This is a genomic window from Clostridium kluyveri DSM 555 (assembly GCF_000016505.1).
GTDB lineage: Bacteria > Bacillota > Clostridia > Clostridiales > Clostridiaceae > Clostridium_B > Clostridium_B kluyveri.
Map to the genome: position 1 here is coordinate 2044545 of NC_009706.1, position 20101 is coordinate 2064645.

Sequence of the window (20101 nt, forward strand, 5' to 3'; positions counted from 1 at the left end):
CATAATTAATCCTTATGCCGGGGATTATTTATCCCCGGTGTTTAGTTTTATTACAAAGTATTTGTATCACGAATCAACTTCTAGCCACTGATCAATTAATCCATACAATTGAACAGCATCCCAGGAATATTCAGCCTCTATACAAATATGTTGACCACCAAGCTCCCCAAATGTAATTCTTACAGTCCCTCCTATTTCATCATCCCATATAAATTCAAAGCCATTTTCAATAGACATTACATTGTCTGGTGTTGCAATGTCTTTAAATTTCATTTCATCTATACTTAAACTTGATTCATCAGCTATATGCTTTTTTAAAGAATTATTGATATCTTTATCCATATCATGGTATATGAATAAGACGTTTTTTAACTCCATATTTACACCTACTTCCTACTTGCATTAAAATTAACCTCTGCACAAGCCTCACAACCCCTGTCAACCAACTTTTTATTATGCCTATGGAATCCCTGGACTATGTCAAAATTCTCTCTAAAAAGCTTGGCCAAGATTCCTATACCCACCTGAATAACGTCCAGCACCTCTTCCATTATCTTTTTCTTATCTCCAGAGGAGAGAGCTTCACACAGCTCTCCTGCTTCCTCCAAAACTTTCTTTTTCCAATCCTGCCAGGTCATTGTCCTGTGGTCTATTTTATTACCTTTGCGGTCTATTAGTTTTCTAAGCACCATTAGCTTTAGTTTCAATGTGTTCACCTTCTCAATTCTTCAATTTGTCTTATATATCCAGAAGCCATAGCTTTATACTGTTCTGGCCTATCTGGTAATAGCTTTTCTTTTAGGCATTGCAAGCTCTTTTCTAGTCTATCTATTTGTTCCTTCTTGGATTTATCCATACATCACACTTCTTTCAATTAGCTTTATCAAATATACTTACTTGCCTATCTGCCTTTTTAAGCATACTGAAATCACTATCATCAAACCCATCAAGTATGTTAGGTATTGGACTCATGGTAGTTTCCCATCCATAACCCATGGTCCCTATTATCTCTTTCTATCCTTTTACATCAGGTGTTCTTAGTTTGTCCCCATCTATTTGCTTTAGGCAGCTATAAATCAACGCAATTATCTGTTCTTTAGAGATTCTCTCCGTCCAGAATTCTCTGCTTTCAATGATGAATTCATAACCTGTAAGAATTGTAAGCTGCTTTGGAGCTTTCTTAATCCACATGACATCATCATCACGCTTTAATTCATCTCCCATATAGTCCGTATCCTCAATGAATAAAATCTTATTTATATTTACACTTGTAAATTCAGGAACCTTCTCTTTGAACTTGTCTTTTATTTTTTGAGCTAGAGGAGCATAGAATTCATTCTTTATCCAATGTCTAGAATCATATTTTCCGTTATTCAATTCTCTTATCTTTTGTATTACCCCATTTCCAGTGGACTGAACATACTGCAAATTAAATCCCGAACATTCTATTTCTCTCACATGTCCAGTGCGGTCATCAATTATCTTTATTCTAGGCATTTTTCTTACTCTCCCTTCTTCTTTTCTTCAACTCCTTGAAGTCTATCCAGCCACTTTCACTGTACTTCAGGCTTCTTGAAACCCACCTGAAATCCATAGTTGGATGAAGATATTTAAGCATTTTAAATTTAAGCTCTCCTTGTGGTGTACTATCACCCTTAACATCAATATAAGTTTCCGTACCATCAAGGTTGTATATTAAAAAATCCAAAGTATACGTAGCCGGTCTTTCCTTTTTGCCCTTATATTCAAAAGCCGGTATAAGAGTAAACTTAGGCTGCAATTCAAAATTTTCTATTTCACCTTTGGCCTTAAGTTTTTTCAGATATTCATAATACCTGGCTTCATCTTTAGAATCAAAGGTTATTCCGTCAACCATTGATTTTTTAGCATTATATTTACTTCTCATGCCATCACCTTCTATTCACCAGATTTTCCGCATATCTAAGCTGCTGCTTAATGTATGGATCATCAATGCTACTTCCTTCTCCACTCATCCAATCGGTAATTCTTTTATTTATATCCTCTATAGCTTGAATTGGCAACTTGTTTAAATTTCTATTCAAATCTTCCATGGATTTAATTTCTATCCTCACATAACCACTTCCTTAAGCTCCATAAATTCCTGAATTTCTGCAATTATATCTTTTAAATCTTCTATTTTTACATCTATACTTTTGGACTGTGGCGTATACAAAGTAACATATTTGCCTTCTATAGAAAAACTTAACTTTTCGCCTTCCAATCTAACTATTTTCAATCTTTTCTTAGAATCTTTCGCCGGTCCTTCGCAGTCCTTCGCCGATTTATCAGCTGGCTTCGCTGGCTTATTATTCACAGCAGCAGTCTCTTTTTCAAACTTAGTATTTTCACACAACTCATTTATTTCATCCTCTGTCATCTTTGTTACCTCTAATTTTTTATTTTCTTCTTTGGTTTTTCTTTTCTTAGCCAATTCCTCCAACCTGAATTTTGCAGTATGCTCTTCCAAGTTAAATTTATTTGCAATGCATTTAATTGTTCCGGGACTTATCGAAGGATAGCTAAAGCCACTTTTCTTCAATTCCTCAAGTATCATTTCATCTGTTAAATTTGGTTTCTTTTCTATTTCTTCCTCTTCACCTTCTCCAAAAATATAATCTGCTGCTTTTTCTGCCACCTCATCAACGGAACTTGGATTTTGAGCTTTCCACCTGGAGTAATAGTTCTCTGCTGTCAACCTAGTTATTCCAAATTTACTAACTGCACCTTTTAATAAATCTCCTTTTTCTTGTCCTTTGTTACTGCTAAAATATTCAAAGCACTTTTCTTTATAGCTCATTAATATTCACTCCTTTTTATTTAACAATGCAATATTCACCGCATATCAAACATCTTTTAATAATTCCACCCGACCTAGTTTTGCCAACACTTTTCCAGTAATGATTGCACATCTTAGGACTTTTCTTTTTCATCTTTCTCACCTACTACACTATTACTCTAAAACTCTAATACAGCCTTTTTAAACCTATCTTAATTTCAAGACGATTAATTATACTACTTGTCCCCTTTCCTTTTGAATTTGCTATGCCTATGGCTTGAATTGGCTGTTATTTATACAATCCTTTGGGACTAAACTTATTTACATTGCATTCATCACAACTTTGAGCAGTGTTTTTAATGACTTTCTTGCTACTCCTCCAGCAGTGCAGACATTTATTTTTAATTAACTTCTTTCCACATTTTGCACAAAAGTTGCATGGCATTTTATTTTTATGGCCACAATGAGGGCATTCAAACATTGTGGAATATTTGGATTTATAAATCATACAACCTGCACCTCTCCCACACAGAACTCCGCATACCTAAAACTTTCCCGTCTGTTGTTTTCATTCTTCTTCCATTTAACTAGCACAAGGTAATCTGTACTATCAGCCACGATACCTTTTATGACTTTATATTTTCCACGACTGATTCCCACTTTTAGAGTTATCTTCTCCCCTAGCCTAAAATCCTTCTTCATCCTCCGAATACTCTCCGTAGTGTAGAATGAATCCCTGGGAAGTGTAGGTAATTTACGTTGTATGGGTAAACCTAATTCAGCCCCTATCATGCTCACAAGCGAAGCACTGCACCCCAATTTCTTCGCCATATCCTTCTTAGGTATGATTTCCCAGTTGTCTCTTATAAAGTCCAAATCTTCTTTTTTTCTTTCGAATGCAACTGCCATTTTTATCACCTCAATCAAACAATTTTCATCTGCTCCTCTACCTGAGGCTTATAGTTCATGAGAATTAATTCAGTCCGGACCGGACACTTGTCTCCATCACTTCTGACCTCAATCTGTGAAGCTGTATTGTATTCAACCCTGTACCATCCGGAATATAATTCATCAATCAATGGATCCGGATAATAACAAACCATGGCTTTGCCTTTTATTTTTTCAAGTCTCCTTCTTAGCCTCAAATGGTCCTCTGGTTGAAATCCACCTGCATAAATATTTTCATAGCCTACATAGGGTGGGTCCAGGAAGAACAATGTATCTTCCGTATCGTAGAAATCAATTACCTCCTGAAAATCCCTGCAGAGTATATTCCATGTCTTGATTATTTGGGCCATCTTAGGTATTAAGTTAACTGCGGACCTGTAAGTCCCAGCCTTGTCCTGAGTCTTTGAAAGTCCCAATCCATTTCTATACTTGTGGCCTCCTCCTGAGAATGTCAATCGCATCTTGTAGAAGAACCTGACAGCTCTCTCTAAACTGTCCTCAGGTAGGGGGTCCCATTTGTATTTTTTATAAAGAGCTTCACTGTATGGCAGCCCATCACATGCATGAAATAATTCTTCCGGTCTATCCCTTAAAACAAGCATGTAGTTTATAAGCTCATCATTTTTATCATTGACAACTGTTATTTTGGCCGGAGACTTAACACTCTTGTAAAAAGTCACAGCCCCACTTCCAAAAGTACAGTCCGCAAATATTTTATGTTTAGGCATAAGCTCCAGGTACCGTTCTTCCTTGCCATGTTTGCCGCCAATCCACTTTATGTTGGTTAAATTCTTAAGTTTCACTATCCACCATCCTCACTTTCTAACAAATTCTCGCATCCTGTAATTATGCTCGGCACCTTTAAAAACTATCTCATTGCTCTCTCTTTTTCCTCACGCATTATTAAACGCTTGTATAATATAAACTCTATTAAGCCTTCCCTAAGTTCTTCTACTGGAGCCCTTTCTATGTCTTTCACGCTTATTTCATTGCTTCCACCCTTCAGGTAATTATAAATCTGCCACCTATTTACCATTTACTATTCCCCTCTTCCAAATATTTCAGGGTTATAACTCCCCTCATGAACATAGTCCAGTTCTCTAATCCTCTGGGTATTGCCATCCCAATACAATTTAACAGTTCCTGTCTTTCCATCCCTGCTCTTAGTTACAATAGCTTCCATGATATTTTTTTCCTCTGTTTCTGCGTTATAGTATTCATCCCTGTACAGCATAATAACTATATCTGCATCCTGTTCTATTGACCCTGATTCTCTTAGATCCGAAAGCATAGGTCTATGGTCCGATCTGGCCTCCGGTGCACGAGATAACTGGCATAAAACTACAATTGGTATTTTTAGTTCTTTAGCCAGATTCTTTAGTGCATCTGATATCCTGCTTAATTCCTGATTCCTGTTTTCACCCTGTCCCTGTATTTTCCCAATGTAGTCTATTACGATTAAATCCAGGTCATATTGCAGCTTGGCTTTTCGGGATTTGGAACGTATTTCATTTACCGTCTGGCCACCTTTATCGTCAAAGTATAATTTCTGCTGGCATATGAAATTGGCAGCACTAGCAAGTTTATTCCACTCAGGTGAAGTCAATTCTCCGGTCTTTATTCTCTCAAGTGGTATTTTTGTCAGACTTGAAAACAATCTGTTCATCAGTTTTTCTTTGGTCATTTCAAGACTAAATACCAACACTGACTTACCCTGTTTTGCCACGTTTTCAGATATTTCAAGCATCATGGCACTTTTACCCATGCTGGGTCTTGCCGCAAGTATCACGTAGTCCCCTGGTTCCAGTCCTCCAGTCATGTTATCTATGGACTTTATGCCAGTTGCCAGGCCTGCCAATCCTCCGCCCTTATTGTAATTTTCTTCTATTTTTTCATAGGCATTCATAGCAACTGTCTTGGCCGTGACTATCTCTGAATCCTTATAGCTGTTTATATCCAGAATCTTACTTTCTGCTTTATTTAAAATATCATCCACACTAGAGTTATTGCAGGCATCCAGCATCATTTCATTGGCTATTTTTATTATTTTTCTTTTATTGCTTTTGTCTTTTACTATCAAGGCGTACTCTTTTACGTTTGAAGTCGGAGTGTAGGCTCCCATAAGCTGTGACAGGTAAGTAATTCCCCCGATTTCTTTCAGCCCGTCTTTCAGCTGCTCACTCACTGTTAACAGGTCCATAGCTGCATTTTTTTCATGCAAATTCACTAGAGCTTTAAATATCACCTTGTGATTTTCTCTGTAAAAATCTTCAGGCGTAATTAATTCCAGAGCTATGTCCATGGCCTGATTATTGTTTAGTATAGTGCCTATAACTCCCCTTTCGGCCTCAATACTACTTGGCAAAGCTGTCACGTTATTCAATTTCTAACCTCCCCTGCACTTAGGACATTCCACCCATTCATTGTTTTGTCTCACCACTCCTTTACCTCCACAAACAGGGCAACACCCTTGATTTACAACCTTGTAAGATGGCGGTTTAGGAGCATTCTTTTCTTTCTTGGAAGTTCCACATTCCTCACTTTTTCCTTCCACAAGCCAATTTTTTAAAATTTTCTCCATGTAGCTTAAAATAAATTTATTTTTGTTCTTGACCATAATCTGCATTGCTTCTTTGCACCAGTCATAGCCATAAGTGTTTATAAATATCTTTAAAGCTGCCAAGTGTGCAGTTATATTTTCACCTGGTTTCAGAACTTCCCAATATTTACAAAGTTCTAAAGCGTTATTATCGAGAGAGAGATCTTTTTTCTCTCTTCTCTCTCTCTTATTATCTAGATCTAGATCTTCTTCTCTCTCTCTCTCTCTTATAGCGTGACTGTCACGTGACATTTCGTGACTATCTTGTGACATCACAATTTCCTCTCCTTCTGTCACGTTTTCTTCACTGTTTTTTGGCTCTTCCAGTAACTCCTGCTGTTTTTCTTTTTCCCTTTGCCTTCGTTTTCTAAGTCTATTTCCTTCTCTGATTTTATCCATACTTTCCACATTTTGATGTTTGTCCCAATTAGTTATTTTTAAATCGTTGTTTTCGGACCTTTGAATCATTCCGAATTTTTTCAAAGTATCCAAGGCAAGTCTTACAGTATTAAGAGGTCTATTAAAGATTGCCGATAACATCTCATCAGTGTAGGGTATATCCTCTGCAAGGAATATATACCCTCCTGCATTTGTCTTGCCTGCCTGTACCAAAAGACGCATCCAAATGTAAAATATAGTATCATGTTCAGGCATTGCATCTATTATTTTAATTTTTTCGTCATCAAACATTGCTGTACTTATTTTAATCCACTTAACTTCTGCCATAATCTCACCTTTTCTACTAAAATAAATTTGTTTCTAATTTCTAAAACTCTGAATAATGGAAAGTCCTATCTAGTTTCTTTGTACTTCTGCAATAAGCACATTTACCACATCTTGTAGGCTTCACAAGCCCATTCTTAACTTGTAAAACACGCTCTATATTCCGTTCAACCTGATTCATGCCTATTTCATAATCTTCTGGCCTGAAACCCAGTATTACCTTGTCGGGTGGTTTTTGTTTGGTTACAGCAATTATAAAACCCTCTAAGTCATTAATTCCTATATTTTGTCTTAAAATTTCTTTGTACACAGCAATTTGGATTAAATAACCCCATCTTTCCACAAATGTAACCCATTCATATTCCTCATCATGTTCCACTTTTTGTTCCTTGAAATCTCTAGTGCTCTTCAAGTCTATAAAATACCCATCTTCAAGATTTAATAAATCCACTTTGATTTTCCATGGGACTCCGAACAATTCTCCAGTAAATATCTTTTCTCTTTCTCCAACATAAGCCTGATTAAAATATTCATCTGTTTCTAGGCAATTTATCATTTCATTAGCCTGTCTATAATTTGCTTTAAGTTCCCCTTTTGTTGTAAATATTTGTGGATGTTCCTGTTTGAATCTATCCAGCGTTCCTTCGAAATGACTGTGGAAGTAACTTCCTACTAATAATGCTGTACTCTCTTCCTCTTTCCATTCTCCATTCAGGGAAGCCAGGGCAGCTGCTTCACAGCCGCCGAAAGCTTTAAATTGTGATACTGACATATATTGTTGGTTGGCTTCCTGAGAAAAGTAATTTTCATCTGTAAGTTTTATAAGTGTAGCTTCCATTACTCATCAGCTCCTTCAAAAGGTGTACCTTTAAATAAATCTTCTTGCATATCTTCTGAAGGGGTATCATCTTTTTTCCTATCTTGTGCAGAATCTTTATTAGCTTTTTTAAACTTATCATCAAGTTTAGTCGTAACTTTTTCAGAATCCACTTCCTCAAATTCTGTATCTATACTATCAGGATTATCAATGTAATCTAGGTTTACCTCCACAGGCTCACCATCAAGTACACCTTTCTTAATTACCGCCTGGTCTGCTTGTAGTGCCAATTGCATGTCTATACTTAAAATACCCCATTTACTTAGAGTATTTTTAAGAACTGTTTTTTCAGCCATTCTATTAAAATTTGTCTGCCAAGGACCATCATTAAATGCTTTAGAAAATCTCTTTGCATGGGTTATTACTTCTTCTTTACTCCAATAAACATATTTCTCAAAACCACTAACCAAGCTGAAATATGCAGCATATCCTATGACCTCATTACTTTCCTTATTTTCAAAATTAAGTTCAATCTTTTCTGTAAGAGGATTCCAGCTTTTTAGTTGTCCCTTATAAATACTGATAGCATTTATATTCTTATATTGCCCTGTTCTTAAACCCAATTGCACAAAACCTTTATATCCCATCTGAAATTGTGCTTTCTTTTTATAAGGAACTATCCATGCAAAGCCTAGATTAGGATCTATAGGTAAATCCAAAGTTGCTGCTATCATTGCGGAAGATACAACGCTGTAAGGCTCTATCCCCTTTAATTTGCCATTAGATACGTTTATGAGACTCGCCATAAACCCTGCAGCCTTTTTACCTAGAATCTCCTGAAATCTCTTTTGCACATTTACATTCGCCAGAATATTTTTCACTTCCACAGGCTTACCATTTATTAGATTACCCACGTTTATTCCTCCTCTGCTATTTCTTTAAATTCATCTATACAATCACTACATATTTCTCTATTTCCGATCCTATAATAAGAATCCCCTGAACAAATATCCTCTCCGCATATGTCGCATACTGTTATTATTTGTGCCTGTGGAGCCTCATATCTGTAATCATAACAACAATCTGGTAACATACTTATACCTCCATTTCCTTTAAAAAATTATCTATAAGTCTGTTTTGAATTTCTGCTACATCTCTAAAACCTTTGTAATATCCTCTTTTATAGTCATCATCATTCTTGCCGACATCTTTTGCATAGGATTTAATATGAATACTATTGTCGTTCCTGATACTCTTTAAAAATCCTATAAGCATATATTTGTCGGTGGCATCTTTATCATAAATTTCTAATTCTTCAGGATACAATTTCTCCAATTTCTACCCCTCCACAACTATTTACTTTTTCTATAGAAGCAATAAATCCTACTCACATAAATTACACTGCTACATAGTATATAAAGAAATCGCTTATCATGCTCTCCTCTAATATTTGATTTTTCCCCCATTCCGGTGTAGAATGGGGATAATGAAGTTTTAATTTTGTGCCCTTTGGCGAGGGCGTTTTTTACTTTTCTGGCATTTCGTATACTTTAGCAATAACATTCTCATCAACATTTAAACAATCCCATAAGCTCTCTTGTATCTCATCCAATACCTCAACAGCTCTTTCTTCGCTTTCGTACTCTCCTAGAGGTCCAGTATCGGCTCTATTTCCGCCTATACTTGCTCTTATTTCAATACTATAAGCCCCAATTGCTTTTATATCTGCCAAAAGCTTTCTATCTTGACTTCTAATCCACATCTCCTATCCCTCCATAAATATTTTTACTTCCTCAACTGTCAGTTCATCAATATCCTTAAAAGTCTCTCCAGATACCGGATCATAAAGTTCTCCGTTGTTATCCAGCTGGCACTCTCTAAGCTTCTTTACTGTAAGTGCATCCATGTTATTCACCTTCCTTTAAGAGCCTTGGATTTTCGTAGATATTGCCTATAACTTCAAAGGTAACTATGGGTGTATTATAACTATTAAAGTAGTTAAAAATTTCACCAACAAATTCATCTTGCCATGTAGCCACAAGCGACCCTTCTTTGTATTTAACTATAGCATTATGGGTGTTAGTCTTTTTAGTTACTTCATTCAAGTTATTTACTATTTCTATAATATCGCCCTCATAAATCTCTACGCCCTTCTTATCTTTCAAACCTGTATACTGCATAACCTCAAAATCTTCTCTATTCTCCCATTCAGCATGTTTAATCCTTAGTACTTCGTCTCCTAAAAGCTCTACTTCTTCCATAGACTTATTTTGCTTATCCCATGCACGAAACTTAAGTTCTCTTTGCATCTGTTACACCTCCTAACTCTTCTTAATCTCCAACGGCTTGTACACATCCTCCTGACACTTGACCTTTTCCACGCAAATTTCCGCAAGTTGAATACCTTCCCTTAAAAGTTCCCTAAGCTTTTTGTTTTCCTTCTGCAGCTTCACAAACTCCTTATCCCTCATCTATTGGCCTCCTTTAAATAACATTTGCCAAGAATATAATTACAGGTATTAGAACAACTATGGTTAATTGATTCTCTGTGTCATCTTCTCTTTTAAATCTGATTGTGTGATATATAGCTAGTGCAATAACTGCCATAAGGCTATAAACTCCTAATACTTGAACTCCTAGCTGTGTCATACTTCCCCTTCTTCCCCTCCATCATTTTTCTCATTTCTTCGTTAACAAACTCGTCCATTTCTTGACTAGCCTCTAAAGTTCTAATATCTGATAAGTCATATAAATCCATACATTCATGTAACTTATCTCTAGCAGCTTCTATGGTCATGACTGCACCTGCTTTCTTCTATTAATCCTTGAACGCACAGCATCCCTTGATATGCCATATACTTTTCCAATTTGCCTATATGTGTATCCTTCACTTTTCAGACTTTCCATACATTCAATATCATCTTGTGTGAATTTGGAATATTTCTTCTTCCTTCCTATTGAATCCCCATTCATTATTCTAAAAGCCTGTTCTACACCAACTGGACGTTGTGAAGCTATTAGAAGCGCATACCAATTTTCCTTCACTGTTCTTCCTCCTCTCTTTTTCCCTATCTAATACCACTCACAATCCTTAGTAATGTGCAACCATACCCCATCCTTTAGGGTTACTTTTAAATAATTCTCCACTCTTTGTATTTTCACTGGTGCATGTTGCTCTGGGAATTCCCATACATCATAAAACTTTTTGCAAAATCTTTTGAAAAGCTCCTTGTCTGCATCATTTAGTCTGTTGTATCCTTTTACCACAGTAGCATCAAACATCTTCTTTACCTCCTCAACTGCCTTCAATCCATTTTTCCTAGCCCATAAATCCAAGTTCTTTTGAGCTTCTTCTCTGGATGAAGCCATTGGCATCATTGGGGATTTTACACGGTGAAGTCCTCCTGCTTTACTCTTTCTAAATGAACCATATTCTTTCATTCCTAAGCCCTGGCTAACAAATACTTCCTTGCCCTTTTTATCTATATACTTCACTTATTCCTACTCCTCTCTATATCCTTTGCCATTTTCACCTCTAAGGATAAGTTCCATACGATACCTTTCTACATCTAGTCCTCCAATTGGAACCATACCATTGTTATAGGTCCAAATAGCGTTTTTTAAATCATCAACAGATAATTTACTTAAATCCATTTATACTCCCCTCCTTCTCCTCCTGCATGGTCGTTCCATACTCTCCAATTCCTTGGAATATTCATCTAAGGGTAAATTTCCTAAATTGTTAGTATAGTAATCAATATTTTCATGCGGGTAATTCAGTTCTTGAATAATAGTTTGAGCCAATTCCCTGCGTGTTACCTGCTCCCCTGCAAATACACCCATTTTAATTTTTCTTGAGTTGGTCATTTTGTCGCCTGCCTTCCTTTGCTTCCCTGCCTCCTATCAAATTCAGAGATTAAATACCCAAGCTCCTCATGCGTGAGTTCCTCGGATACAGCATCCGCAAGTAGTATAGAAAACTTTTTAACAAGTTCTGTCCTGTCCTTCGGTAGTGATACAACTGCTGAATACATATAAGTACCTCCTATCTTTTGATGTATTTTCTACTAATGAGCTTTTCTTTCTGAACTTTAAACATTTCCTGAATGTTTAAATTAAATTCTTTACACATGACTGCTATATAGATTGCACTTGCGTTATATACATCTATGGTTTCTTGAATACTTTCAACTATGTTTTGAACATCTTCCATAGTGCAAGTCTTTGGATTTTTAGAAGTTTTGACCAAAGATATAGCCTGTATTGCTTCGTCAAATTCTTCTACCACTTTTTCCCTTACTGCTGCCCTATGCAAATCAGCAGCTTCTCCATCCAGCCAATTAATATTAAATACATCTCCTGTCACTTCACTAGCAGCTTGAAAATATATGAAGGGATTGTCCAACTCCTTACATATAATTCTTAAATTATCCTTTGTAAGATTTCTTCTGCCTGTTTCTATTGCTGAAATTGTCTTGTCTGATAAAAAACTCATCTGACCTAATTCCTGCTGTGTCATTCCTTTTTCTTCCCTGGCTTCTTTTATCGCAGTTCCTATCATTCTTTATGTCACCTCCCTTCGCTGTAGAGTTTTAGATAGATATTTTTTGAAATGTAGATTTTTACATATTTGTATCTACATCAAATTTTGATATATTTAAGTTAACTAAATGAGTTGGCTATACTACTTCCTTTTTTTATTTCGGTTTCCTCTAGCTCTAGTAGCTTACTTATCGGTACTTCTAGGGCTTTGGATATTGCTTCTAACTTCGGTATAGGTGGTATTATAATTCCGTTTTCATACCGGCTTATAATTGATTGCTCAATACCTGTTATTTCTGCTAGTTCTTCTTGAGTTATATTTTTTTGAATTCGAATGTTACGAATATTTTTTCCTACTTTCATTGCTGTCACCTCCTGCTACTTATAATTTAATTATATGCGTTTTAGGCATATTGTCAATATAAAAATATCTTTTATACGCATATAAAATTGATTTATGTCCATTTCCCTTGCAATATCTCTTAATCTCTTATATCATTAGATTATATAAATATGCTTCTTACGAATATTAATGTACAGGTGATAATATGTTTGATTTAGGTGCTCGTATTAGAGAATTAAGAAAACTAAATAACGTAACTGCTGTTAAATTATCAGCTAAACTTGGTATATCTCAAGGTCAACTAAGCAGAATAGAAAATAATGTTAATACTGCTCAATTTGATACCATTATGAGAATATGTGATTTTTTCTCTATAACTCTTTCTGAATTTTTCAATGATGATAATTCAGAACATATAGTTCTCACTTCCGAACTCAAAGAACTTTTAAACAGTGCTAAAGATTTAACTCCTTCCCAACTTGAAGCTATACAATCAATAATCAAAGCTATCAAGGAAGGGAGGTGAATAATTATGTCCGTAGATTTTGAAAAATTAATTACTGATTACCTACAAGAAATTAAAGCTAAAAACCCAAACCCTGACAATGACCCATATAAAGGTCTTTCTACAGTTATCTGTGAAACATCTGCAAAAGTTTGCGTAGACTTACTTAGAAGATATGAAGAATTAAAATCTAAAGAAGAAAGCTAGATTTCAATTTTTCAGCGATTATCTTAACAATTTCTTCTGTGGTTGGCTGTCCTTGAACTTGCTCTTCAAGTGCAGCTACCCTTTGCTGTAGTTCTTTAACTTGTTGCTCTAAATTGTTCATCACACGACCTCCTTTTGGATTAGCTCTGTTTCTTTATTAAATAAAGGTTTATCATAAAAGTTCGTTATTAACATTAATATATACGCATTTTTAGATACTCCTAATTCTTTAGCTTTGTTTGTTAGTTTTTCATCAAGTTCTTTAGGTATTCTTAATGTAGTTTGATTTCTCTTTGATGAATTCACTATGATTTCACCTCCTATATTTTATATTTTAAAGTGAATTCACTTTGTTGTCAATATAATTCTTATAATATTTCTAAAAAAATGTTATTATGATGTCATACTGCTATCATTACGAGGTGTTAAAATGGCTACAGATAAAAGACAATTCACTTTAAGGTTACAAGAAGAAAATTTTAAAAAAATAAAATATATTTCTGATAAAAATAAACGTTCCATTTCCATGCAGATAGAATATTTAGTTGAACAATGTATTAAAAACTTTGAAAAAGAAAATGGAAATATTGAAGTTAAAGAAGATTGAATTCTACCTTTAGCTTTAAGGATTGGATTTAAAATCTAATCCTTGGTTGGCTGTCCTTGAACTTGCTCTTCAAGTGCAGCTACCCTTTGCTGTAGTTCTTTAACTTGTTGCTCTAAATTGTTCATCACACGACCTCCTTTACTTCGCTTAACCCCAAAAGTTCGCTTATTGATATTTCTAGGGCTTCAGCAAGTTTTAAAACTATATCTATTGATGGATTAGTATATTTACCAGATTCTATTTCACATATATAGGATTGAGATATACCACTTTTTTTAGAAAGACGATATTTAGTGATACCTTTTATTTCTCTTATTTTTTTTAAATTATCACTTAACATTTAATTACCTCCTATACTATTAATTATATCGGTATAGCTAAGTATTTCAAACTAATTATAACGGTATAATTAAGTATTTAAACTGTTTAGCTCTCATTTACTTTAATTATCTTGACCTTACTATAACAAACATATAAAATTATAATTAAGTATACCGAAGTAACTTAAAGGAGCCTTTGTTATGAATTTTGGAACTAGACTTTCTGAACTTATAGATAAATTTAATATTAGTACATATAAATTGAGTAAACTTTCTGGAGTAGCTCAATCAACCATAAGCGATATAGTCAACGGTAGAAATAAGAATCCTTCTCTTGAAACTCTGCTTAAATTTTCGTCATCTTTAAATATAACTCTTTCAGAGCTTATAGGTGAAACTGAACTTAAGTTGACTCCAGATCTTAAAGAGTTAGTAGACGGAGCTAAAGACCTTACCCCAGAGCAATTAGAATTACTATCTAAATTCATACAATCTCTAAAATAAACCGAAAGGAGTCTTTACTATGAACAATGAAGAAAAAATATTAAATGTATTAGACAATCTTTCAAATAAGGTTGATTCAATTCAATCTCAAGTTCAAGAAAATACTCAAATACTCAAAGCTTTAGAGCATAGTTCACAAGAACATAAAGCTTTACTTGATCAACTCAACCATAGGGTCGCATCAGTTGAAGGTAAAATTGATACCATATCAAAAGATTTAACTATGGTGGAAGCTGTTGCTGGCAAGAACATGACCGACATAGCTTTTCTTAAGGGTGTTAGGTAGATGGAACTATATCTCTTTAGCTCGCTACCTCCTCATTTTTCGTTCTTGTAGGAACGCAATTGGGTAAAAAAATAAAGTCTTTAAAATTTAATTCATTGTTTTCACAATATACCATAAGTTTCCCAAAAAACTGCGCTCCGGCACCAGTGCCATCTTTCAATATCTTTGATACCTGACCTCTGTCAATACCTAAAGCTAAGGCAAATGATGTTTTATTTCCCTTAAAACACTGGTTTACTAAATTTCTTAGAGCAGAAATATTAGGCTGCATTATATCATCTCCTTTCGTTCATATTTTCACGTTTCCATACTTGAATAATACCATCTTCCTGTTAAGGTGTCAATACTTTTTACGTGAAAAAAAGTTACACTATAAAATGTTGCTTTTTTTCACGATTGATATAAAATTAATCTAAGGAGTGATTTAATTGTTTGATAAAGTACATTTTAAAAATATATTAGAAACGGCACTTGGTAAAAGAACAAAAGAGGAATATTCTAAGGACAGTGGCGTAAGTCGTGGATATATTTCAAAATGTATTAATATGAAAATATCTAATCCGCCCTCTCCTGAAATTCTAAAAAGATTAGCTTCAAAAGCTCATAATAATGTGACCTATGAAGATTTAATGAGAGCTGCAGGTTATATTGACACTGATAATGAAGATGAATATATTACAACTGATAATTTTAATAATAATCCTTTTGGTAATAAGATAAAAGAATTGAGAGAGGAAATGAACTGGACTCAAGATCATTTAGGTAAATTATTAAATGTTAAAAGGGCTGCTATATCAAAATATGAAAATGGTAAAGTTCCTCTTACGGATGAAATATTAATTAAATTATCTAAAATATTTGATGTTTCATGCGATTATATATTAGGTGTTTCGAACAAAAGAAATGATTCTAAAGTTGAAAATAAAAAATCTTTCATGGAAAAAATTGAAGACCTAAGTCCTGAAAGTAAAGAAGAACTTGAAAAATATATTGAGCTATTAAAATTAAAAGATAGCCTGGATAAGAATAAAGACGAACAATCAGCTACCTTGGATCAAGGCGTTTGTTGAATGAATTGAAGAAAAAGAAGAAAAAATACTGAAACCTTTATAGCTATAAAGCTAATTGGATATAAGTTTAATAAACAAGGGGGGAGATGTTTATGGGATCATTCAAAAATGAAAAAGTTTTGGCTTTAGAAAAAGAAATATTCAATTTAAAATCTGAGTTTGAAAAACTAAAACTAAAATATCATAAAGAAGAAATTAAATATCTTGATTTAAAAACTGAACTATCAGAGTTGGATAATGAAATTAAGATTAAGAAAGAATCTCTAAAAGCTTTAGATTACGCAATTGAATTAAAAACTAAAAGAAGTCATGAACTTAAAGAGACATTAGACAGAAAAGAAATTAAAATAAAAAAGGAAAAATTAAAATCATATTATCGCCATACTTCTAAATAAAATTCGTTATAAATGGAGGTAATTGTTCATGAAGAAGAAATGGTATTTACAAACTTGGATTATTGCATTAATGTTTGCTTTTTGGTTTTTTATAATTCCCGGAATAATAGGAATTATTTTGCTGATTTTAAGTATAAAACAAGATAAATTAATTAAAGAAGACCAAAAAACTTTATTTTTAAAAATTGAAAAATTAAAGAGTGAATCATTAGGCGCTAAAAAAGAAGAGTTGGGAAAAATTAATGTTGAAATTAACAATTCAAGAGAAAAACTAAAAAACATAAATGAAGAGTTAAATAATATTACGGAACTATTCAATAAAAACAAAAATGAAAATAGCAAACTCTCTTCTGATAATGAATCATTATTAAAACAAAATGAAGAGTTATTGCTAAATGTCCATGACTTAAATTCAACAATAGCTGAACAACAGTCATTAATTAATAAAAATAACGAATCTATCAGACTTGCCAAAGAATTAGTTTCTAAAAAAGAAGAACTTGATCACGAGCTACAAGAAAAGCAAAAGGAATTATCTGTTAAGAAGAAAGAAATTGCACATGAATTAGAAGAAAAACGAAAAGAATTAATTATACTAGATGATGAACTTTTATTTCAATCAGTTGGATTATATACTCCTCAATATAACTTAACCAGTTCTACAGCCTATAAAGTTAAACTTGATGAAATAAGAACCTCACAAAAACAAATGGTAAAAAACAAAACGGCAGTATCATTTTTTGATGGCTGGATAGTAGAAGATAGTGTTGCAAAAGGTAAAGCTATGACTAACGATAACATAAAACTTATACTACGTTCGTTTAACAATGAATGTGAAGCTGCTATATCAAAAGTGAAATTCAGTAATATTGAAAGCATGAGAAAAAGAATCAATAAGTCGTTTGAAACTTTAAATAAATTAGGGGAAAGAATGAAAATATCAATAGAACCAGAATATTTAAACTTAAAAATTCAGGAATTAGAACTTGCTTATGAATATGAAGTTAAAAAGCAGGAAGAAAAAGACGAACAATTGGCAATACGTGAACAGATGCGTGAAGAGGCTAAAGCTCTCAAAGAAATTGAAAATGCCAAGAAAAAGATTGAAAAAGAGGAAAATCATTTTCAAAATGCAATTAAAGATATCAATGAGCAATTATCTACAGCTAACCAAGATGAAAAATCTAAATTATTAGATAAATTAAACGCACTTACAATGTCATTGAATCAATTAGGAAAAGATAAAGAAGATATAGCTAATAGAGAGAAAAATACCCGCGCCGGCTATGTATACATAATCTCTAATATAGGATCTTTTGGAGAAAATATATATAAAATCGGAATGACTAGACGATTAAACCCTGATGAAAGAGTTAGAGAATTAGGAGATGCCTCAGTTCCTTTTAAATTTGATGTACATGCTATGATTTTTAGTGAGGATGCTCCCTCTTTAGAAAATGCTCTACATAAAAAATTTGACGATAGACGTGTTAATAGAATAAATGCTAGAAAAGAATTTTTTAAAGTTTCTCTAAAAGAAATTGAAGAAGAAGTAAAGAAAAATTTCAATGAGGTAGTTGAATTTACCAAGATTGCGGAAGCCTGTGAATATAGACAAAGTTTAAAGATGATAAATACAGATGATAACCCAATAGCTTCTTAAAATAGTTAGTTCAATATAAATTTAATAAATAAAAGAGCCTATTTTTTTAAAGGCTCATTTGTATCCGTAAATTTTACATCTATCAATTTTCTTGCAGTTTCCTCTGGAAATATTGTCACTAGTAAATGATTAATTTGATACTCTAGTATAACTATACGTTTAAGTGCCGAAAAAAGGCATATAATTAATCCTAAAATAACAGCACTAATAAAATAAATATACAAAATCTCACCACCTTTGGAGGTATTTTAATGAATGATATAGATCAAAATATGATAACTGCAATATTTAAAGGCATTGAAATCTTTCTAAAAGGATACTCAACCTTTAGAAAGAAAAACTCTGAGCAATTCATTGGTAAAATATTAAACGGAGATTTATCAAAAGAGAATATTGACAAGTTACTAGACAAAATACATTCTGACAATAATCTTAAATTACAGTTACATTATATCATAGATAAAGTAAGTAATGAACTAATTGGAGATAAAATACAATTGTGGGCAAATGCTTATAAGAATTTATCTAACGACATATATACAAATGAATTTTTCTTAAAAACACTTAGCAACATGAGCTATCTTGAATACATAGTTTTGCAAAGTTATAGTGATAATTCTCAACCTATGAACACATACTCTGAGAGTACCACTATAGTTGCTAAAAATAAACTTGTAGCTATGGGACTTCTTATATATAAAAATTATACCAACCCTTTTAACTGGGGTGATCTTAAAACTGGCACAGATATAAAAACAGAATATATACTATCTGAATTCGGAACTAAAATGCTTGAGTTTTTATCTGATTATAAAGATTAGGTTTAGTAAAAATTCTAGTAGATACTCTTTTTTAATTATTTTTTTCAATAATACTTTTGAGATGTCTACATATTTTAGCTTCATCCGAAAATTCGTATTCATTACAGGAGCTAAATTCAGAATCAGTAAATTCTAAAGCTTCTATAATTGTTTGGATTTGTTCTAACGTTAAACTAACATTTATAGTTTGCATAGCAAAAACCTCTCCATATTTTATTACATTATATCACTTCTTAATTTAAAAGAGAAATAATTTCTATATATGATATAATATAGATCAAGAGAATAAAAATGTTTTTTAGTTGGCCATCTCCCAGTGTTTTATCTCTTACAAAAGAGGTCGTTGCGGTTAATTTGACAGCAGAGGAGGTGGCAGTGTGGGTGGATATATTGTTATTGCAGCTATGGTATGCGTTACTATAATCGGCATAGTAGGTATTTTTGCTATGCTTGCATACTTAAAAGAAAAAGCTATTCTTAAATATAAGAACAGCTCTAAAGTTGGCGATAATGAAATTTCAATTACCGTTGACGATAACAAAGATAAAAACTCAAAAAACTAAAAATGCACCCTTCGACTAAGTGCATTTTTAAACGCTAAAAATAGTTAACTTTAAAAACCGTAACGGCTTCTTTTAAATATATTATACCACAATTATATTAAATTTAAACTTGTTTAGCCTTAATTTTAAAATCAAATTATAAGATGTTTATGTATCTATGGTTACTCATTTTATAATCTTTCAAGTAATTTACTTATTATTTTTAATTCCCTTTCTCCTATCAAATTCAGATATCAAGTATCCAAGCTCCTCATGTGTTAATTCCTCTGTTACCGCATCTGCAAGAAGTTCTGCATATCTTTTTTTCAGTTCTTCTTTATTTTTTGGAATTGAAATAATAACTGAATACATTCAAACAACTCCTGTATTAAAAACATATCCATCTTATGTT

The 20101-nt window shown here is 33.3% G+C and carries 46 protein-coding genes; 10 read left to right on the forward strand and 36 right to left on the reverse strand.

The window, feature by feature from the left end:
• Window positions 1-66: 66 nt before the first annotated feature.
• The 30 genes from CKL_RS09750 to CKL_RS09855 all read right to left on the reverse strand — a co-directional run bounded on the left by CKL_RS09750 (window position 67) and on the right by CKL_RS09855 (window position 12789).
• The gene (locus CKL_RS09750; RefSeq protein ID WP_012102279.1) at window positions 67-378 is read right to left on the reverse strand and encodes a hypothetical protein; all 312 of its coding nucleotides are present in this window, start codon (window positions 376-378) and stop codon (window positions 67-69) included.
• Between the two features lie 8 nt (window positions 379-386).
• Window positions 387-716, reverse strand: coding sequence for a MazG-like family protein (locus CKL_RS09755; protein WP_012620541.1), 330 nt, complete (start codon window positions 714-716; stop codon window positions 387-389).
• Window positions 713-856, reverse strand: a complete 144-nt coding sequence (locus CKL_RS20740; RefSeq protein WP_155814024.1) for a hypothetical protein — start codon at window positions 854-856, stop codon at window positions 713-715. The genes CKL_RS09755 and CKL_RS20740 overlap by 4 nt, the downstream gene beginning before the upstream one ends.
• A gap of 14 nt (window positions 857-870) precedes the next feature.
• Window positions 871-996 carry a hypothetical protein gene (locus tag CKL_RS21545; protein WP_278184159.1) on the reverse strand — a complete coding sequence of 42 codons (126 nt, stop codon included), beginning with the start codon at window positions 994-996 and terminating at the stop codon, window positions 871-873.
• 18 nt (window positions 997-1014) lie between these two features.
• Window positions 1015-1497, reverse strand: a complete 483-nt coding sequence (locus tag CKL_RS09760; protein ID WP_012102281.1) for a putative metallopeptidase — start codon at window positions 1495-1497, stop codon at window positions 1015-1017.
• Window positions 1490-1906, reverse strand: a complete 417-nt coding sequence (locus tag CKL_RS09765; RefSeq protein WP_012102282.1) for a DUF1064 domain-containing protein — start codon at window positions 1904-1906, stop codon at window positions 1490-1492. The genes CKL_RS09760 and CKL_RS09765 overlap by 8 nt, the downstream gene beginning before the upstream one ends.
• A 4-nt stretch (window positions 1907-1910) precedes the next feature.
• Window positions 1911-2093, reverse strand: coding sequence for a DUF6877 family protein (locus CKL_RS09770; protein WP_012103625.1), 183 nt, complete (start codon window positions 2091-2093; stop codon window positions 1911-1913).
• Complete coding sequence (locus CKL_RS09775) at window positions 2090-2818, reverse strand: hypothetical protein (protein WP_012102283.1); 729 nt, start codon at window positions 2816-2818, stop codon at window positions 2090-2092. Before CKL_RS09775 ends, CKL_RS09770 begins: the two co-directional genes overlap by 4 nt.
• 483 nt (window positions 2819-3301) lie before the next feature.
• On the reverse strand, window positions 3302-3706 hold the full coding sequence (locus CKL_RS09785; protein WP_012102285.1) for a hypothetical protein: 405 nt from the start codon (window positions 3704-3706) through the stop codon (window positions 3302-3304).
• Window positions 3707-3720: 14 nt separating this feature from the next.
• Window positions 3721-4548: a DNA adenine methylase gene (locus tag CKL_RS09790; protein ID WP_012102286.1), complete on the reverse strand. Its 828-nt coding sequence runs from the start codon at window positions 4546-4548 to the stop codon at window positions 3721-3723.
• Window positions 4549-4613: 65 nt separating this feature from the next.
• Window positions 4614-4781 carry a hypothetical protein gene (locus tag CKL_RS20745; RefSeq protein ID WP_012102287.1) on the reverse strand — a complete coding sequence of 56 codons (168 nt, stop codon included), beginning with the start codon at window positions 4779-4781 and terminating at the stop codon, window positions 4614-4616.
• Between the two features lie 3 nt (window positions 4782-4784).
• A complete protein-coding gene (gene dnaB, locus CKL_RS09795) occupies window positions 4785-6119 on the reverse strand; it encodes a replicative DNA helicase (protein WP_242649492.1) in 1335 nt (444 codons plus the stop codon).
• Between the two features lie 12 nt (window positions 6120-6131).
• Entirely contained in the window at window positions 6132-7070 is a 939-nt protein-coding gene (locus tag CKL_RS09800) for a phage replisome organizer N-terminal domain-containing protein (protein ID WP_012102289.1), read from the reverse strand.
• A gap of 40 nt (window positions 7071-7110) precedes the next feature.
• The gene (locus CKL_RS09805; protein WP_012102290.1) at window positions 7111-7905 is read right to left on the reverse strand and encodes a PD-(D/E)XK nuclease-like domain-containing protein; all 795 of its coding nucleotides are present in this window, start codon (window positions 7903-7905) and stop codon (window positions 7111-7113) included.
• On the reverse strand, window positions 7905-8798 hold the full coding sequence (locus CKL_RS09810) for a recombinase RecT (protein ID WP_012102291.1): 894 nt from the start codon (window positions 8796-8798) through the stop codon (window positions 7905-7907). Before CKL_RS09810 ends, CKL_RS09805 begins: the two co-directional genes overlap by 1 nt.
• Before the next feature lie 2 nt (window positions 8799-8800).
• A complete protein-coding gene (locus CKL_RS20750) occupies window positions 8801-8977 on the reverse strand; it encodes a hypothetical protein (RefSeq protein WP_012102292.1) in 177 nt (58 codons plus the stop codon).
• Between the two features lie 2 nt (window positions 8978-8979).
• Window positions 8980-9219, reverse strand: a complete 240-nt coding sequence (locus tag CKL_RS09815; RefSeq protein WP_012102293.1) for a hypothetical protein — start codon at window positions 9217-9219, stop codon at window positions 8980-8982.
• Window positions 9220-9409: 190 nt separating this feature from the next.
• A complete protein-coding gene (locus CKL_RS09820; protein ID WP_012102294.1) occupies window positions 9410-9646 on the reverse strand; it encodes a hypothetical protein in 237 nt (78 codons plus the stop codon).
• Between the two features lie 3 nt (window positions 9647-9649).
• Window positions 9650-9790, reverse strand: a complete 141-nt coding sequence (locus tag CKL_RS20755) for a hypothetical protein (protein ID WP_012102337.1) — start codon at window positions 9788-9790, stop codon at window positions 9650-9652.
• Window position 9791: 1 nt separating this feature from the next.
• Window positions 9792-10193 carry a YopX family protein gene (locus CKL_RS09825; RefSeq protein ID WP_012102295.1) on the reverse strand — a complete coding sequence of 134 codons (402 nt, stop codon included), beginning with the start codon at window positions 10191-10193 and terminating at the stop codon, window positions 9792-9794.
• A gap of 12 nt (window positions 10194-10205) precedes the next feature.
• Window positions 10206-10355, reverse strand: coding sequence for a hypothetical protein (locus CKL_RS20760; protein ID WP_155814025.1), 150 nt, complete (start codon window positions 10353-10355; stop codon window positions 10206-10208).
• Window positions 10356-10368: 13 nt separating this feature from the next.
• On the reverse strand, window positions 10369-10491 hold the full coding sequence (locus CKL_RS21550; RefSeq protein WP_265873540.1) for a hypothetical protein: 123 nt from the start codon (window positions 10489-10491) through the stop codon (window positions 10369-10371).
• Between the two features lie 4 nt (window positions 10492-10495).
• Window positions 10496-10681 (reverse strand): aspartyl-phosphate phosphatase Spo0E family protein, encoded by a 186-nt coding sequence (locus CKL_RS09830; RefSeq protein WP_012102338.1) that lies wholly within the window; start codon window positions 10679-10681, stop codon window positions 10496-10498.
• Window positions 10678-10929, reverse strand: a complete 252-nt coding sequence (locus tag CKL_RS09835) for a sigma factor-like helix-turn-helix DNA-binding protein (RefSeq protein WP_012102297.1) — start codon at window positions 10927-10929, stop codon at window positions 10678-10680. Before CKL_RS09835 ends, CKL_RS09830 begins: the two co-directional genes overlap by 4 nt.
• Window positions 10930-10956: 27 nt before the next feature.
• The gene (locus CKL_RS09840) at window positions 10957-11379 is read right to left on the reverse strand and encodes a hypothetical protein (protein WP_012102298.1); all 423 of its coding nucleotides are present in this window, start codon (window positions 11377-11379) and stop codon (window positions 10957-10959) included.
• A 6-nt stretch (window positions 11380-11385) separates the two neighbouring features.
• Window positions 11386-11538, reverse strand: coding sequence for a hypothetical protein (locus tag CKL_RS20765; RefSeq protein WP_012102339.1), 153 nt, complete (start codon window positions 11536-11538; stop codon window positions 11386-11388).
• On the reverse strand, window positions 11539-11751 hold the full coding sequence (locus tag CKL_RS09845; protein ID WP_012102340.1) for a hypothetical protein: 213 nt from the start codon (window positions 11749-11751) through the stop codon (window positions 11539-11541).
• On the reverse strand, window positions 11748-11918 hold the full coding sequence (locus CKL_RS20770) for a hypothetical protein (RefSeq protein ID WP_012102341.1): 171 nt from the start codon (window positions 11916-11918) through the stop codon (window positions 11748-11750). Before CKL_RS20770 ends, CKL_RS09845 begins: the two co-directional genes overlap by 4 nt.
• 11 nt (window positions 11919-11929) lie before the next feature.
• A complete protein-coding gene (locus CKL_RS09850) occupies window positions 11930-12445 on the reverse strand; it encodes a helix-turn-helix domain-containing protein (RefSeq protein ID WP_012102342.1) in 516 nt (171 codons plus the stop codon).
• A gap of 101 nt (window positions 12446-12546) precedes the next feature.
• Window positions 12547-12789: a helix-turn-helix domain-containing protein gene (locus CKL_RS09855; RefSeq protein ID WP_012102344.1), complete on the reverse strand. Its 243-nt coding sequence runs from the start codon at window positions 12787-12789 to the stop codon at window positions 12547-12549.
• A 185-nt stretch (window positions 12790-12974) separates the two neighbouring features.
• Between CKL_RS09855 and CKL_RS09860 the strand changes: the two genes are divergently transcribed.
• The gene (locus CKL_RS09860) at window positions 12975-13295 is read left to right on the forward strand and encodes a helix-turn-helix domain-containing protein (RefSeq protein WP_012102345.1); all 321 of its coding nucleotides are present in this window, start codon (window positions 12975-12977) and stop codon (window positions 13293-13295) included.
• Window positions 13296-13301: 6 nt separating this feature from the next.
• A complete protein-coding gene (locus CKL_RS09865; protein ID WP_012102346.1) occupies window positions 13302-13481 on the forward strand; it encodes a hypothetical protein in 180 nt (59 codons plus the stop codon).
• Here the strand turns inward: CKL_RS09865 and CKL_RS20775 are convergent.
• Both CKL_RS20775 and CKL_RS09870 read right to left on the reverse strand, forming a co-directional pair.
• Window positions 13465-13602, reverse strand: coding sequence for a hypothetical protein (locus tag CKL_RS20775; RefSeq protein ID WP_012102347.1), 138 nt, complete (start codon window positions 13600-13602; stop codon window positions 13465-13467). The two genes, CKL_RS09865 and CKL_RS20775, sit on opposite strands and share 17 nt — an antisense overlap.
• Window positions 13602-13787: a toxin-antitoxin system HicB family antitoxin gene (locus CKL_RS09870; RefSeq protein WP_012102348.1), complete on the reverse strand. Its 186-nt coding sequence runs from the start codon at window positions 13785-13787 to the stop codon at window positions 13602-13604. The genes CKL_RS20775 and CKL_RS09870 overlap by 1 nt, the downstream gene beginning before the upstream one ends.
• Window positions 13788-13911: 124 nt before the next feature.
• Between CKL_RS09870 and CKL_RS20295 the strand changes: the two genes are divergently transcribed.
• Window positions 13912-14088, forward strand: a complete 177-nt coding sequence (locus tag CKL_RS20295; protein WP_012102349.1) for a hypothetical protein — start codon at window positions 13912-13914, stop codon at window positions 14086-14088.
• A 124-nt stretch (window positions 14089-14212) separates the two neighbouring features.
• Here the strand turns inward: CKL_RS20295 and CKL_RS09880 are convergent, their stop codons facing one another.
• Window positions 14213-14428, reverse strand: coding sequence for a helix-turn-helix domain-containing protein (locus tag CKL_RS09880; RefSeq protein WP_012102350.1), 216 nt, complete (start codon window positions 14426-14428; stop codon window positions 14213-14215).
• Between the two features lie 181 nt (window positions 14429-14609).
• Between CKL_RS09880 and CKL_RS09885 the strand changes: the two genes are divergently transcribed.
• The gene (locus CKL_RS09885) at window positions 14610-14912 is read left to right on the forward strand and encodes a helix-turn-helix domain-containing protein (RefSeq protein WP_012102351.1); all 303 of its coding nucleotides are present in this window, start codon (window positions 14610-14612) and stop codon (window positions 14910-14912) included.
• A gap of 19 nt (window positions 14913-14931) precedes the next feature.
• Window positions 14932-15198 (forward strand): hypothetical protein, encoded by a 267-nt coding sequence (locus tag CKL_RS09890; RefSeq protein WP_012102352.1) that lies wholly within the window; start codon window positions 14932-14934, stop codon window positions 15196-15198.
• Between the two features lie 16 nt (window positions 15199-15214).
• Here CKL_RS09890 and CKL_RS09895 read toward each other — a convergent pair whose 3' ends face one another.
• Window positions 15215-15469, reverse strand: a complete 255-nt coding sequence (locus CKL_RS09895) for a hypothetical protein (RefSeq protein ID WP_012102353.1) — start codon at window positions 15467-15469, stop codon at window positions 15215-15217.
• Window positions 15470-15626: 157 nt separating this feature from the next.
• Here CKL_RS09895 and CKL_RS09900 point away from each other — a divergent pair, with 157 nt between their 5' ends.
• The 4 genes from CKL_RS09900 to CKL_RS09920 all read left to right on the forward strand — a co-directional run bounded on the left by CKL_RS09900 (window position 15627) and on the right by CKL_RS09920 (window position 19147).
• On the forward strand, window positions 15627-16268 hold the full coding sequence (locus CKL_RS09900) for a helix-turn-helix domain-containing protein (RefSeq protein ID WP_012102305.1): 642 nt from the start codon (window positions 15627-15629) through the stop codon (window positions 16266-16268).
• 92 nt (window positions 16269-16360) lie between these two features.
• Window positions 16361-16663, forward strand: coding sequence for a hypothetical protein (locus tag CKL_RS09905; RefSeq protein WP_012102354.1), 303 nt, complete (start codon window positions 16361-16363; stop codon window positions 16661-16663).
• A 28-nt stretch (window positions 16664-16691) separates the two neighbouring features.
• Window positions 16692-18326, forward strand: coding sequence for an SNIPE associated domain-containing protein (locus CKL_RS09910; protein WP_012102355.1), 1635 nt, complete (start codon window positions 16692-16694; stop codon window positions 18324-18326).
• 251 nt (window positions 18327-18577) lie between these two features.
• A complete protein-coding gene (locus CKL_RS09920) occupies window positions 18578-19147 on the forward strand; it encodes a hypothetical protein (RefSeq protein ID WP_012102356.1) in 570 nt (189 codons plus the stop codon).
• Window positions 19148-19178: 31 nt separating this feature from the next.
• Here the strand turns inward: CKL_RS09920 and CKL_RS20780 are convergent, their stop codons facing one another.
• Window positions 19179-19340 (reverse strand): hypothetical protein, encoded by a 162-nt coding sequence (locus tag CKL_RS20780; protein WP_012102357.1) that lies wholly within the window; start codon window positions 19338-19340, stop codon window positions 19179-19181.
• Between the two features lie 184 nt (window positions 19341-19524).
• Here CKL_RS20780 and CKL_RS09925 point away from each other — a divergent pair, with 184 nt between their 5' ends.
• Window positions 19525-19710: a hypothetical protein gene (locus CKL_RS09925; RefSeq protein ID WP_012102358.1), complete on the forward strand. Its 186-nt coding sequence runs from the start codon at window positions 19525-19527 to the stop codon at window positions 19708-19710.
• A 189-nt stretch (window positions 19711-19899) separates the two neighbouring features.
• Here the strand turns inward: CKL_RS09925 and CKL_RS20785 are convergent, their stop codons facing one another.
• Complete coding sequence (locus tag CKL_RS20785) at window positions 19900-20061, reverse strand: hypothetical protein (protein WP_172634760.1); 162 nt, start codon at window positions 20059-20061, stop codon at window positions 19900-19902.
• Window positions 20062-20101 lie beyond the last annotated feature (40 nt).